The sequence below is a fragment of the Pelagimonas sp. KU-00592-HH genome (assembly GCF_040369695.1).
GTDB lineage: Bacteria > Pseudomonadota > Alphaproteobacteria > Rhodobacterales > Rhodobacteraceae > Shimia.
Genome location: NZ_BAABWM010000002.1, coordinates 900,777 through 913,149, shown reverse-complemented (window position 1 = coordinate 913,149; position 12,373 = coordinate 900,777). Strand labels below are relative to the sequence as shown.

General features: G+C 61.7%; 13 protein-coding genes. 5 read left to right on the top strand and 8 right to left on the bottom strand.

What is annotated here, in order from left to right:
- Positions 1–15 precede the first annotated feature (15 nt).
- The gene (gene lpxK, locus ABWV42_RS11570) at positions 16–1,023 is read right to left on the bottom strand and encodes a tetraacyldisaccharide 4'-kinase (RefSeq protein ID WP_353340233.1); all 1,008 of its coding nucleotides are present in this window, start codon (positions 1,021–1,023) and stop codon (positions 16–18) included.
- The gene (locus ABWV42_RS11565) at positions 1,023–2,240 is read right to left on the bottom strand and encodes a 3-deoxy-D-manno-octulosonic acid transferase (RefSeq protein WP_353340232.1); all 1,218 of its coding nucleotides are present in this window, start codon (positions 2,238–2,240) and stop codon (positions 1,023–1,025) included. The genes lpxK and ABWV42_RS11565 overlap by 1 nt, the downstream gene beginning before the upstream one ends.
- A 226-nt stretch (positions 2,241–2,466) precedes the next feature.
- On the opposite strand from ABWV42_RS11565, the gene ABWV42_RS11560 reads away from it, so the two are divergent.
- Positions 2,467–3,207 (top strand): glutamine amidotransferase, encoded by a 741-nt coding sequence (locus ABWV42_RS11560; protein WP_353340231.1) that lies wholly within the window; start codon positions 2,467–2,469, stop codon positions 3,205–3,207.
- Here ABWV42_RS11560 and ABWV42_RS11555 read toward each other — a convergent pair.
- The 3 genes from ABWV42_RS11555 to ABWV42_RS11545 form a co-directional block, all read right to left on the bottom strand.
- Positions 3,204–4,001, bottom strand: a complete 798-nt coding sequence (locus ABWV42_RS11555; protein WP_353340230.1) for a 3'(2'),5'-bisphosphate nucleotidase CysQ — start codon at positions 3,999–4,001, stop codon at positions 3,204–3,206. The two genes, ABWV42_RS11560 and ABWV42_RS11555, sit on opposite strands and share 4 nt — an antisense overlap.
- Positions 3,988–5,334, bottom strand: a complete 1,347-nt coding sequence (locus tag ABWV42_RS11550; protein WP_353340229.1) for a TldD/PmbA family protein — start codon at positions 5,332–5,334, stop codon at positions 3,988–3,990. The genes ABWV42_RS11555 and ABWV42_RS11550 overlap by 14 nt, the downstream gene beginning before the upstream one ends.
- A 121-nt stretch (positions 5,335–5,455) precedes the next feature.
- Positions 5,456–6,961 carry a DUF2125 domain-containing protein gene (locus tag ABWV42_RS11545; RefSeq protein ID WP_353340228.1) on the bottom strand — a complete coding sequence of 502 codons (1,506 nt, stop codon included), beginning with the start codon at positions 6,959–6,961 and terminating at the stop codon, positions 5,456–5,458.
- A 129-nt stretch (positions 6,962–7,090) separates the two neighbouring features.
- On the opposite strand from ABWV42_RS11545, the gene ABWV42_RS11540 reads away from it, so the two are divergent.
- Both ABWV42_RS11540 and ABWV42_RS11535 read left to right on the top strand, forming a co-directional pair.
- Positions 7,091–7,843: an SDR family oxidoreductase gene (locus ABWV42_RS11540; protein ID WP_353340227.1), complete on the top strand. Its 753-nt coding sequence runs from the start codon at positions 7,091–7,093 to the stop codon at positions 7,841–7,843.
- The gene (locus tag ABWV42_RS11535; protein WP_353340226.1) at positions 7,840–8,451 is read left to right on the top strand and encodes an enoyl-CoA hydratase/isomerase family protein; all 612 of its coding nucleotides are present in this window, start codon (positions 7,840–7,842) and stop codon (positions 8,449–8,451) included. Before ABWV42_RS11540 ends, ABWV42_RS11535 begins: the two co-directional genes overlap by 4 nt.
- A gap of 81 nt (positions 8,452–8,532) precedes the next feature.
- Here ABWV42_RS11535 and ABWV42_RS11530 read toward each other — a convergent pair whose 3' ends face one another.
- Positions 8,533–8,826 (bottom strand): HNH endonuclease, encoded by a 294-nt coding sequence (locus tag ABWV42_RS11530; protein WP_353340225.1) that lies wholly within the window; start codon positions 8,824–8,826, stop codon positions 8,533–8,535.
- A 78-nt stretch (positions 8,827–8,904) separates the two neighbouring features.
- Here ABWV42_RS11530 and ABWV42_RS11525 point away from each other — a divergent pair, with 78 nt between their 5' ends.
- Both ABWV42_RS11525 and ABWV42_RS11520 read left to right on the top strand, forming a co-directional pair.
- Positions 8,905–10,224 (top strand): mechanosensitive ion channel family protein, encoded by a 1,320-nt coding sequence (locus ABWV42_RS11525; RefSeq protein ID WP_353340224.1) that lies wholly within the window; start codon positions 8,905–8,907, stop codon positions 10,222–10,224.
- Entirely contained in the window at positions 10,221–11,372 is a 1,152-nt protein-coding gene (locus ABWV42_RS11520; RefSeq protein ID WP_353340223.1) for a TIGR03862 family flavoprotein, read from the top strand. The genes ABWV42_RS11525 and ABWV42_RS11520 overlap by 4 nt, the downstream gene beginning before the upstream one ends.
- A 78-nt stretch (positions 11,373–11,450) precedes the next feature.
- Here ABWV42_RS11520 and ABWV42_RS11515 read toward each other — a convergent pair whose 3' ends face one another.
- A complete protein-coding gene (locus ABWV42_RS11515; RefSeq protein WP_255104078.1) occupies positions 11,451–11,690 on the bottom strand; it encodes a hypothetical protein in 240 nt (79 codons plus the stop codon).
- Between the two features lie 79 nt (positions 11,691–11,769).
- Positions 11,770–12,354, bottom strand: a complete 585-nt coding sequence (locus tag ABWV42_RS11510) for a glutathione S-transferase family protein (RefSeq protein WP_353340222.1) — start codon at positions 12,352–12,354, stop codon at positions 11,770–11,772.
- Positions 12,355–12,373 lie beyond the last annotated feature (19 nt).

Below are 12,373 nucleotides of genomic sequence, written 5' to 3'. Positions count from 1 at the left end.
AAAAGGGCGGGGCGTTCAGCCCCGCACCTCCAGAATGCGGTTGAGACAGTCATCAATCGCGGACCAATCCGAAATCTGAAGACGGACCGGTAGGGTCAGCACCTTGCGGCGAAAGTCCTCGGGAAGGCGCACGGCGTCTTTTTCGGTGGTCACCATTTGCGCACCGTGGCGGCGTGCATCCGCTTCGAGACGCGCCAGCAGGGCCGGGGTAAAGGGCTGGTGGTCGGTTAGGGCTTCGCCGTGGATCAACGTCGCGCCAAGGCCGCGCAGCGTGTTGAAGAATTTCTCCGGATGCCCGATGCCGGCAAAGGCGAGATAGGGCATGTCGGTCCAGTCCATCCCCATTTGCAATGGCTCAAGCGCGCCGGTGGTATGCGGCAGCTGAATGGCGTCTGCCCAGATGTCAGCGAATTTCGTCTGCGCTTCGGGGGCACCGATGGACAGCAGCACGTCGGCACGGGCGAGCCCAACCTCAACCGGTTCGCGCAGCGGCCCGGCGGGCAGGCAGCGGCCATTGCCGAACCCCTTGTGCGCGTCCACCACGATGATCGACATATCCTTGTGCAGGGCGGGGTTCTGAAAGCCGTCGTCCATCAGGATCACGTCGGCACCGGCAGCCTCGGCCTGTTTTGCGCCTTCCGCGCGGTCCTTGGCGACCCATGTCGGTGTGAATGCCGCCAGAAGCAGCGGCTCGTCCCCGACCTCGGCCGCGCTGTGGGTGCGTTCAACAACCTGAACCGGCCCTTCCAGGCTACCGCCATACCCTCGTGAAACGACATGGGGCGTCAGGCCGCACGCTTGCAGGTGCTGCGCGATCGCGATGGTGGTCGGCGTCTTGCCGGTGCCGCCAGCGTTCAGGTTGCCGATGCAGATAACCGGCACCTTGGCCCGATAGGCGGTGCCTGTGCCACGTGCGAGTCGTTTGGCCGTCTGGCTGGCATAGAGCTGGCCCAGCGGGGTGAGCAGCCTTGCGGGCAGGGCGGGCTTGTCTGGCGTGGTGTCCCAGAAGGAAGGCGCGCGCATCACGACAGCCCCTTTTCGTCCAGCGTGTCCTGCACAAGCGTGATGATCTGGTCAGACACTTCGGCCCCCTCTGAAACGGTTTCCCAACCCGCATGGGCCATTGTCGCAGCCTGATCGGGCGCTGTCAGGTGGCTTAGGGCGGTGGCAAGGCTGTCGGTGTCGCGCACAATACGGGCCGCCCCGGCTTTGGCCAAGCGGGTATAGCTGCCAAGATGGCGGCGCACCCCCGGTCCATAGAGCACGGCCGAGCCAAGCGCGGCAGGTTCAAACGGGTTTCGGCCTCCGTGGCCCGGGGCCAGCGAACTGCCCAGGAATGTGACGGGGGCAACGCGATACCAAAGCCCGCGTTCACGGGGATCACCGCTCAGGACAACCTGTGTATTGGTGTCGGGGAACTCACCATCATCCCAGCAGGCCACGCGCCAGCCATCTTCGCGGATGGCCTCAAGGAACCTTGGCGCGTCGGCGGCGTTGTCGGGGATGACGACGAGCAACATCCGGTGCGTCAGGCGTCCGACCGCCCGGTGTGCCGAAAGGATGCTGCGCAGCTCGGTCAGCTGAAGCCGCGATGCCAGCCAGAGTGGACGACCCGACAGTGTTTCCGAGAGGTCTTCAAGATCGGTTTCAGAATGGGGCAACGCCGGGCAGTCTTCGAGCAACGGCCCGCTTTCTTGAACCTTGTCGCCGGTCGGAAACAGGCGGCGCAGCCTGCCATAGGCCTCGGAAGAGCCTGCGAGGATCGTCTTGAAATGCGCCAGCGTTGCCTTGACCGGATCGGGAATGACCCGCCAGCGGCTGTTTTCGATCATCACCTGATAGGTATCGGCGAGAATGATGGGAATGTCGCGCCGATGGGCTGCATCAATCAGCGCCGGCCGCAGGTAGGGACCAAGCCAGAGGCTTGCATCCGGTTTCCAGTGATCCAGAAACAGACGGATGTCGGCGGGGTTCTCGGACGGTCCTTCCTGCCAGATTACCTTATCCGGCAGATTGGCAGGGCGTTTTGTGCCGGGCGAGGTGCTGAGCATCAGGGAAAGCCCGCCGCGCAGGCCGATCAACCGCAACCCAAGTTGGGCCAGCGCGGTGATACGTTCCGGCTCGGAGCAGTGCAGCCACAACAAGCCGCCATCCGGGCGTTGTTCTGATATCGCCTCGAGCGTGCTTGCCTGACGGCGCGCAAAGGCCAGGTAGGCGGAGAGACCAAGAGACCGCGTCATGCCGCGCCCACCATACATCTGCCCCTGCAGCAAAATGAGGTGTCGGAAAAGCGAATGTGCATTGATGTCTCCGGTCGGGCCTTGAGGCAAACTAGGGGTTTCGCCTGTGGGCTACAAGAGAGGGGGATGCGGCAATTTTCGGCAAGCTGCAGGCGGTGTGCACGGTTGACGCACGCCATGCGATACGGCACTTCGACGGGAAGCGAATTGCCACGAGGCCACGACGATGAAACCATTCCTGATCCTGCAACTGCGCCCGGAAACCGAAGCTTCGGATGACGAGTTTCAGGCCTTTCTGCGCAAGGGGGATCTGAAGGAAGAAAACGTGGTGCGCATCCGTCTGGATCAGGAGGCATTACCCGATGACCTGTCGCTGGATGACTATTCGGGCGTGATCGTCGGTGGCGGGCCGGGTTGTGTGAGTGATCCGCTCGACAAGAAATCCCCTGTCGAGAAGCAGATCGAAGACGCGGTGCTAAGCCTGATGCCAGAGATCACCGAACGGGATTTCCCTTTCATGGGATGTTGTTACGGGATCGGTATCCTTGGCCATCACCTGTCGAAGGTGGTGAACAAGGACAACTATGGCGAGGAAGTCGGAACTGCGGATTGCAGCCTGACAGACGATGGGCGCAACGATCCCCTGATGCAGGGCATTCCAGAGAATTTTCAGGCCTTTGTTGGCCACAAGGAAGCGGTGCAGCGTCTGCCGGAAGGCTGTGTGCACCTTGTCAGTTCACCGACCTGCCCCTACCAGATGATCCGCTTTGGCGAGAACGTCTATGCCACCCAGTTTCACCCAGAGGCAGACAGCGACGGCTTCGAGGTGCGGATCGGGATCTACAAGCATCGCGGTTACTTCCCGCCCGAGGACGCCGACAAGCTGGTGGCGATGTGCCGTGCCGCCGATGTTCATGCGCCAGAGGTGATTCTGCGCAACTTCGTGCAGCGGTATGCCACGGCCTAAATGCGCGGAACCGCGTCTTCCGGCACGAGGGCTTCGGTGATCTTGGGATGAATGCCCTGACCTGCCGCGACCATGCCTTTCTGGCGCGGGTCGCGGTTGTTGAAAACCAGAGGCGCCCCGAAACGATCCGAGGTTCTGGCCCCTGCTTCGCGCAGGATTAGGTCGCCTGCGGCAATGTCCCATTCCCATGTCGGGCGCAGCGTGAACATCGCGTCATAGCGCCCCTGCGCCACAAGGGCGGTGCGATAGGCAAGCGACGGGCGATGACTGCGGTCCATCGCTGGGGGCGCGTTGCGCCAATGCTGGCGGTCCATCGTCGGGCGGGCGGCAAGCACGCTGGCCCCCGTGATGTCGGCTCGTGTGGTGGGATGGATGCGTTCATAGTTGAGGAACGCCCCCATGCCGCGCGCAGCCGTATAAAGCTTGTCGCGCATCGGCAGGAAAATCGCTGCCGCGATCACCTCGCCCTTTTCGGCGATGGCGAGAGAGTGCGCCCAGGTGTTCGACCCTTCGATAAACGAGCGGGTGCCGTCGATCGGATCGATGATGAAAACGCGCTCTGCCGAGAGCCGGTCCTGGTTATCGACGGATTCTTCGCTGAGCCAGCCATAGTCGGGGCGTGCGGCCCGCAACTCGTGTTCGAGCATTTCGTTGACGGCAAGATCGGCCTCGGTCACCGGACCCGCGCCATCGGGTTTGTCCCAGCTTTGCGCGACAGGCCCCGAGAAGCGGCGGGCGATACGCCCCGCTTCCTCGGCGGCCTCGATCAGGAGTTTGAGGTCAGTTTCCGGCAAGGGTCAGACCTTCTACCAGAAGCGAGGGCACAACGCGCGACAGGTAACTTCTCGCGTCGTTGGCCGGGGTGATGCCGCGCAGCATCTCAAGCAGGTTGCCGGCAATGGTGCATTCGTTCACCGCGTGGGCAATCTCGCCGTTTTCGACCCAGAACCCGGCCGCCCCGCGCGAATAATCGCCCGTGTTGGGGTTGATCGTGGAGCCGATCAGGGAGGTCACCAGAAGACCGGTGCCCATGTCGCGCAGAAGCTCTTCGCGGGATTTGTCGCCCTGCGTCAAGGCAATGTTCCAGGTTGAGGGTGACGGGGGCGAAGAGACACCCCGCGCCGCGTTGCCAGTCGGGTCCAGTCCGAGCTTGCGGGCGTTTGCCAGATCGAGGGTCCAGCCCTGCAACACGCCATCCTCGACAATGGCGCGCTTGCGGGTCGCAAGACCTTCAGCATCGAACGGGCGCGAGCCGCTGATGCGTGGGCGGTGCGGATCTTCCAGAATGCTCAGGCCCTTGGGAAGGACTTGTTCCCCCAGCGAGTCGCGCAGCCATGACGCGCCACGCGCAATGCTGGCCCCGTTGGCAGCCCCCAGAAGGTGGCCGACCAGAGAGGCCGAGATGCGCTCGTCAAACAGAACCGGATAGGCACCGGTGGGCGGTTGCACGGCGTCAAGACGGGCCACTGCCCGTTCACCTGCGGCGCGGCCAATCTCGGTGGCATCGCGCATGTCGGACTGAAAGGTGCGCCCATCGCCATCATGATCGCGTTCCATGCGGTCCCCTTCGCCGGCGATGGCGACACAGGAAAGACCGCGGCTTGTTCTGGCATAGCCGCCCGCGAACCCGTTGGTGGCCGCAAGGAAGACTTCGCTGCTGCTATAGCCCGCATTGGCGGCCTGCACCTGCGTGACGCCTTCGACGGCCTGCGCGGCGGCCTCGGCCTCTACGGCGTCTTGCTGAAGCGCTTCGGCTGCGGGTTCCGGGGTGGGGTCATAAAGTTCGAGAGCCTCCAGATCCCAACCCGTGGCAAGCTGGTCCGGATCGGCAAGTCCGATGTGGGGATCTTCCGGCGCGAACTTTGCCATTGCCACGGCGCGTTCCGCCATTGTGGCGATGGTCTCTGCGCTTGTGTCCGAGACGGAAACATTGGCCTGACGTTGCCCGAGGAAAACCCGCAAACCAAGATCGGTCCCTTCTGAGCGTTCGGCCTGTTCAAGAGCCCCGCCGCGCACATCGATCGAAACAGAGGTGCCGCGAATGGCGATGGCGTCGGCCGCGTCTGCACCGGCCTTTTTCGCCGCCTCAAGCATCGCCTGCGCCAGGTTTTCCAAGTGTCCGCTCATGAGTGCCCCATCTTTTGTTGCTTAATCAGGTAGACCGTGCATGCCAGTGGCGCAAGTGCGCGGGTATGAAAAGGGCGGCTCCGCGATGGTGCCGCCCCGATCGGTCCAAGTCGTGTGGCGCTTACTGGATGCGCTGGCCGTTGGCGAGAATGTGGCCCTCGGCGTTGATCTCCAGCGTCGATTCAAGCTGGTCGTCGCCAGTCGGGATCGCGAAGAGGCCCATCATCATGCGTGCGCCCATTGCCTGATCTTCGGGGACAAGACCCATACCGACCAGCGTGTCGAGCAGCTTGTTGCCGCCAACCAGTTTGAGCGAGAGGCTGCCTTCGGGACGGGGCATGCCGTCAAAGGTGGTCAGGTCCGTGTTGTCGAGCGTCGCCGCACCCGCGCCTGTCAGTTCCGCACCGGCGATGCGCAGCAGCAGGTTTTCGACGGTGACGGTGTTGACCTCGCCCGGAATGTCATCGCTTTCCATCACGTCCTCGGAGAGCAGATCGCCGAACAACGTGGCCGTGCCACCGATGTTGATCGACACGGTAGCCGGATCATGCGGCAACTGGCCGGTCGGATCGACCATGCCCCAGAGCATTTCGGGAACGGAAAGGTCTGCAAAGGTCACGCCAAGCGCGAAGGGGGCGGGGGTTTCGGTCCGCGACAGCGGCATTTCGAAATTGGTGCTGGTGCTTGCCATCTCGAATGAGAGTGGGAAGGGGATGCCGCCGCCGAACATGGTCATGGCGATACCTTCGGCACCGGTGTCATAGCGAATGTGATCGCTGTCCATATCGAATTCCAGCGCGTTTGACGCGGCGCTGACGTCCATCTGGAAGGGTCCGTCGTTGTCCTGCCCCGACAGCGATACGGTCGAGACGCCCGAGGTGAACTTGGTGGTGCCCTGCATGCCACCATAGAACATGGCAAGGGGATCCGAGCTTGGCTCTTCGGTGATCGGAAGGCTGGCACTCGTGGACAGCATCGTATCGGCAAAGTTGCCGCTGACGTTCATGCTGCCTTCGCCCGGCTCGGAAAAGGCACCGGTAAAGGTGATGGCGCCGGACGTCATAGCCTGCATGGTTTCGATCATGTCACCTGCAATGGCGAGGCTGCTTGTGCCCTTGGAGCCAGCGAAATCCATGCTGAAGCTTGCGTTTTCAACGGCTTCGCCATCCACGACCACTTCGGTCAGGGCGAGTTTCATGTTGTCGGCGGTAAAGTCGTATTTCTGGTTGGTCGGTTCGCCCGAAGCCACCATGTCGAGACCGATGTAGGACACCACCATCGCGAGATCGAGCGGCTCTTCCCCGTCGGTCATGCTCATGGTGAGGGGCATGTTGTCGGCAAAGCCGATCTGCACGGTGCCGTCCTTGTTGTCGCTGAAGGTCATGGTGCCCATCTGGGCACTGAAGCCCCCCATGTCCTCGCCGTGATCCATCGACAGGGTCAGGTTGTCGACAATCAGAACGTTGCCGGAGGTCGAGGTGTCGGCCGACACCTCGTAACCGGAGGAGGTGAGGTAATCCTGCCAGAGGGCCCAGACATCCTCGGGCGTGACATCTGCAAAAGCGGTGGTGCTGGAAATGGCGAGCGTGGCCGGAACCGTCCAGCCCATGTTTTTCAAGAAATTCATGAGTCTCTTCCCTGATGAAAGTTTCCCTAAGCTTCGGACTCCAGAAGGACGGGGTCAAGGGGCAACCTCTGGACGACCGGGGGATCGCGGTTTACCAGAGGGAGAGAATTTTGGGAGGGAGGTTACGATATGGTGGATTTGACTGGAAAAACGGTTTTGATCACGGGCGCCAGCCGCGGGATCGGTGAAAGTGCTGCGCATGTTTTCGCCGATGCGGGGGCCAATGTCGTGCTGCTGGCGCGTGGCGCCGAGGCAATCGAGCGGATCGCAGCAGAAATTGGTGACAAGGCGATGGCCGTCACCTGTGATGTCGCGGACTATGGGCAGGTCGAGGCAGCCGTACAAGCGGCCGTCGCCCGCTTTGGCGGTGCAGATATCCTGATCAACAACGCAGGCGTGATCGAGCCGATTTCGCACCTTGATGCGTCTGATCCCGAAGGCTGGGGGCAGGTGATCGACATCAACCTCAAGGGTGTCTACCACGGGATGCGTGCCGTGATGCCGGTCATGGAGAAGGCCGGCGGGGGCAGTATCCTCACCATCAGTTCAGGCGCTGCGCACGGACCGGTTGAAGCCTGGAGCCACTATTGTGCCTCGAAGGCGGCGGTGAACATGCTGACCCGCTGTGTCGACAAGGAAGCCCGCGACAAGGGCATTCGCGCCATTGGCCTGAGCCCGGGAACCGTGGCCACCGAGATGCAGCGCGAGATCAAGGCCAGCGGGATCAACCCGGTCAGCCAGCTGGACTGGTCCGACCACATCCCGCCGGAATGGCCCGCCAAGTGCCTGTTGTGGATGTGCGGACCCGAGGCCGATGCCTGGCTTGGTGACGAGATCTCGCTGCGGGATGAGGATATTCGCAAACAAGTTGGACTGACATGATCGAACTGACCAAGGAAGAAAACGGGCTGTGGATTGCCACAATCAACCGCCCGGACAAGGCAAATTCACTGACCCATGCGATGCTTTCGGAACTGGCCGACATCGCCGAGGCCGCGCAGGAGGCACGCGGTTTGATCCTGACGGGGCAAGGTAAGGTGTTCTCGGCAGGGGCCGACCTTGACGAGGCGCGTGCCGGTCTGGCGACGTCGGATGTTTGGGAACGGCTCTCGGGCAATATCGCGGCGCTTCCGGGGCTGACGATTGCCGCGCTGAACGGCACGCTGGCAGGCGGCGCGATGGGCATGGCGCTGGCCTGTGACCTGCGTCTGTCGGTGCCGACGGCCAAGTTCTTCTACCCGGTGATGAAGCTGGGTTTCCTGCCCCAGCCGTCGGACCCGAAACGCATGGCGGCGCTGATTGGGCCAAGCCGTGCCAAGCTGATCCTGATGGGCGGGCAGAAGATCCTTGCCGAGGAAGCGCTGCAATTCGGTCTTGTGGACCGGCTGGTTGCGCCCGAGGCGCTTTTGGAGACCGCACGTGACATCGCCGCTGATACGCTAGCGGCCAAACCCGAGATCGCGCGCGGCATCAAGGCATTGTGCTGCTGATGCAACGGCATGAGGGGCGCTGCCCCTCTTGCCCCGTTCGGGGCAATTCACCCCGGGGATATTTGGACCAAGAAGAAGCCATCATCGTCTGCGCCGCGGCCCGGGCGTTTTGGAATGAAAGCCCGGCGGACGTTTGGCGACCCAGCGGATGAACTTGGCCAGCCGCGGATGGGCGCGCAGGGCATCGATTGTGTGATAGGCGCGCGCAAGGTCTGCTTCGCTCAAGGTCGCGTGGATTTCATTGTGACAGATCTGGTGCAAGAGCACCGTTGGCCCGCCTTTGCCGCCTTTGAGACGCGGCACCAGGTGGTGCATGCTTTGGCGTGCATCCGGGGGGATCGGACGCCCGCATAGGGGGCAAATCGGGTCTGACACGGGGTTTTTCTTGTGTCCTTCGGAGTGGTCGGGCATGAGAATGACCCAAGTATTGGTCAGTTCAAAGGGTTAGTTAGCGTGGATCAGACAAAAATCCTTGAGAAGGCGCAGGGTTACGCGGTGCAGGGATGGGACGTGGCCAAGGAATGGTTGCTGAGCCCCCAGGCCTGGACGCAGTTCGGCCTGTTGGTGGCGGCTTACCTACTGGCGCTGTTCCTGACGCGCAGGTTGCAGCCGGTGCTGGACCGCCTGCTGACCCCGCCGGATGAAAAAACCAATGTCATCGCCAAGACGCGCCGGTTCATCCTGACCTTTCTGCCGCTGATGCTGCCCCTATTGGCCTATGGCCTCACCGGGATCGGCGAGACCGTGACCCGCTCGATCTTTGATGCCGGGGCGGTGATTGCCTTTGGCAAGCGGGTTTTCATGTTCCTCGCGGCGCGCATCCTGGTGAACGAGGTCATCAAGGACCCGCTTCTGAAGGTACTGGGCAAGTATTTCTTGTTGCCGGTCGCTGCGCTCTACGCGGTGGGCTTTCTGGACGAGGTGATGACGCGCCTTGACCAGACGGTTGTGCCTTTGGGTAACCTGTCCTTCTCGCTCTTGTTCCTGATCCGCTTTGTTCTGGTTGGCGGCGCGATCTTCTGGCTGGGCCGGTGGTCGAATGACCAGACCGCGGCGGCGATCAAGCGACAGGAAGAGATGCGACCAGCGATGCGCGAACTGACGGCCAAGGCTGCAGAGATCGCGATCTTCGGCCTGGCCTTCCTCTTGGTCATGAACATCATGGGCATCTCGCTGACATCGCTTGCGGTTCTGGGGGGCGCGATTGGTGTGGGTCTTGGTTTTGGCCTGCAAAAGATTGCCTCGAACTTTATCTCCGGCGTGATCCTTCTTCTGGAGGGGCAGGCGACGGTTGGCGATTATGTCGAACTGGACGGCGGCGAGGCGGGGACCATCGTCAAGATGACCGCGCGGGCGGCGATCCTCGAGACATATGACGGCAAGTGGATTGTTGTTCCGAACGAGGATTTCATCACGACGCGGGTGGTGAACTATTCCGACAGCGGATCGGCCAATCGCTACGAGGCGCCGTTCTCGGTGAGCTATGACACGGATATCAACCTGGTGCCCGATATCGTAGAAAGCGCGGTGGCGGCGATGCCGGACGTTTTGAGCGAGCCCTTTCCGCCGGATTGCGAGCTGCGGGCCTTTGGCGACAGCGGCATCGAGTTCGCGGTCGAGTTCTGGGTGAACGGGATCGACGACGGGCGGCACAAGTATACTTCGGACGTCCTGTTCTGCATCTGGAATGCCCTCAAGGCGCATAATATCGAGATCCCGTTCCCGCAGCGTGTGGTGCAGGTGAAGGGCGAAATCCGAACCCGTGTGAAATGAAAACAGCGCTTGTGATCGGGGCCGGACCTGCGGGTCTGATGGCGGCGGACGAGATGTCTGCGGCAGGATTGCGCGTTGTTGTGGCCGAGGCGAAACCTTCGGTTGCGCGCAAGTTCCTCATGGCGGGTAAGTCGGGTCTGAATCTCACGAAAGACGAGCCTTTTGAACGGTTTATGTCCGCTTTCGAGGAGGCGGGGCCGGTGCTGCGGCCAATGCTGGAAGCCTTTGGGCCCAAGGAGACCGTTGCCTGGGCCGAAGGGCTTGGGCAGGAGATGTTCACTGGTTCCACCGGACGGGTGTTTCCGAAGATGATGAAAGCCTCGCCCCTTTTGCGGGCCTGGCTGGCGCGACTGGCGGGGCAGGGTGTGGAAATCCGCACCCGTTGGCGCTGGGTTGGGGGCGCGTATCGCTTCGAGACACCCGAGGGCGTGCAAGAGATAGCGCCGGATGTGACCGTGCTGGCCTGTGGCGGGGCGAGTTGGGCGCGGTTGGGGTCGGATGGGGCCTGGGCGGGGTTTCTGGACGTTCCAAAAGCGCCGTTTCAGCCCGCGAACATGGGCTTTGTTGTCGACTGGTCTCCGCATATGGCGAAACACTTTGGTGCGCCGGTCAAGGGCGTTGCCCTGATGGCTGGTGATCAGAGGGTTCGTGGTGAATTTGTCGTTTCCGAACAGGGGCTTGAAGGGGGCGGTATCTATGCGGTGTCGCGCCGGATGCGGGAGGGGGAAACGCTTTATCTCGATTTGCTCCCGGATCTTGACGAAGAGGCTCTGCGCCAGAGGCTGAACCGGCCGAGGGGCAAGGCAAGCATGGCGAACTTCCTGCGCAAGACGTTGAAGCTGGATCCGGTCAAACAGGCGCTCTTGATGGAGTTTGCACGGCCCTTGCCAAAGGATTTGGCCCCCGTTCTCAAGGCGTTACCGATCAAGCATGCCGGTCCGCGACCGATGGATCAGGCGATTTCGACAGCCGGTGGCATCCGGCTTGAGGCGCTGGACAAGGGATTGATGCTCTCTGCGAAACCGGGGGTTTTTGCCGCCGGAGAGATGCTGGACTGGGAGGCCCCGACCGGTGGCTATCTGCTGACGGCCTGCCTTGCGACGGGCAGATGGGCGGGGCAGAACGCGGCGCATTTTAGCGGCGTTTGAGGCTATCTGTATTACGTCGGTATTGCGTCGGTATTGCGGAGGTGCCCCAAACGGGGCGCCCCCGGCTGTTTCAGGCGACTACTTGTAGCCCTTTTTCTTATATTCATCGACCAGCTTGAGATAATTCTCGCGGCCGCCGTCGTGTTTTTCCTTCTTCCACTTGCCGCCCTTTTCCTTGGTCTGAACAAGACAGCCGCTGTTCTTGCAATTGATGCGAAGCTTGTTGCCGTTGCCATCCTTCATGCTGGTGTTGCCAGCCAGAGCGGGAGTAGTAGCAAGAGCGAGGGAGACAAGAGACAGTGCAATGACGCGTTTCATTCGGAACTCCTTTGGGAAATCATACATTCAATACCCACACTCTGGTGAGTGATCCGAGGCGCGTCAATGGCGGGTTCGCCTACTTGCCTGTCAGCTTTCGAAAGACCGGGCGGCTTCGGCAGTTGCGCATGTAGGTTGCAAATGCTTCGTTGTCGGTTGGAAAGCCCGCAACCTTGGCCCAGCTTCCGCAATGGGTGAGAATTATGTCGGCAATCGTGAAGGTGTCGCCCATCAGGTAGGGGCCTTCGAGGCGGTTCATCAAACGTTCGATGTTGTGGGCGTATTCCCACATCAGCGATGGCTTCACATCAGCAACGCGATGCTCTTTGGGCAGGATGAAACTGTGGCGCGCCGCGGTCCACAAGACAGCGTCAATCTCATCGAGAATGCAATGCGTCAGCGCATCCTGACGCGCGCGGTCAGGCGTGCCGGCGGTGTGGGTCAGGCCGCCGTGTTTATCCGCGAGATAGGTCATGATGGCGGTGGAATCGGTCAGGACAAGATCACCATCCTTGAACACCGGAACCTTGCCCGACGGGTTCAGCGTCAGCACCGCTTCAGAATGGGGGCCTTCTTTGACGAGGGTGTAGGGTTGGCCGAGCTCTTCCAGAGCCCACAAGACGCGAAAGGCGCGTGTGGTGGGGCTGCCAATGACTTCATACATGATGTGATCTCCCAAAGTT

Bases quoted from the DNA above. Each gene is read 5' to 3' on its own strand.
- ABWV42_RS11540 (WP_353340227.1), top strand. From the start codon at position 7,091: ATGGTGGATTTGACTGGAAAAACGGTTTTGATCACGGGCGCCAGCCGC.
- ABWV42_RS11560 (WP_353340231.1), top strand. From the start codon at position 2,467: ATGAAACCATTCCTGATCCTGCAACTGCGCCCGGAAACCGAAGCTTCG.
- ABWV42_RS11565 (WP_353340232.1), bottom strand. From the start codon at position 2,240: ATGACGCGGTCTCTTGGTCTCTCCGCCTACCTGGCCTTTGCGCGCCGT.
- ABWV42_RS11510 (WP_353340222.1), bottom strand. From the start codon at position 12,354: ATGTATGAAGTCATTGGCAGCCCCACCACACGCGCCTTTCGCGTCTTG.
- lpxK (WP_353340233.1), bottom strand. From the start codon at position 1,023: ATGCGCGCGCCTTCCTTCTGGGACACCACGCCAGACAAGCCCGCCCTG.
- ABWV42_RS11550 (WP_353340229.1), bottom strand. From the start codon at position 5,334: ATGAGCGGACACTTGGAAAACCTGGCGCAGGCGATGCTTGAGGCGGCG.
- ABWV42_RS11515 (WP_255104078.1), bottom strand. From the start codon at position 11,690: ATGAAACGCGTCATTGCACTGTCTCTTGTCTCCCTCGCTCTTGCTACT.
- ABWV42_RS11520 (WP_353340223.1), top strand. From the start codon at position 10,221: ATGAAAACAGCGCTTGTGATCGGGGCCGGACCTGCGGGTCTGATGGCG.
- ABWV42_RS11545 (WP_353340228.1), bottom strand. From the start codon at position 6,961: ATGAATTTCTTGAAAAACATGGGCTGGACGGTTCCGGCCACGCTCGCC.
- ABWV42_RS11535 (WP_353340226.1), top strand. From the start codon at position 7,840: ATGATCGAACTGACCAAGGAAGAAAACGGGCTGTGGATTGCCACAATC.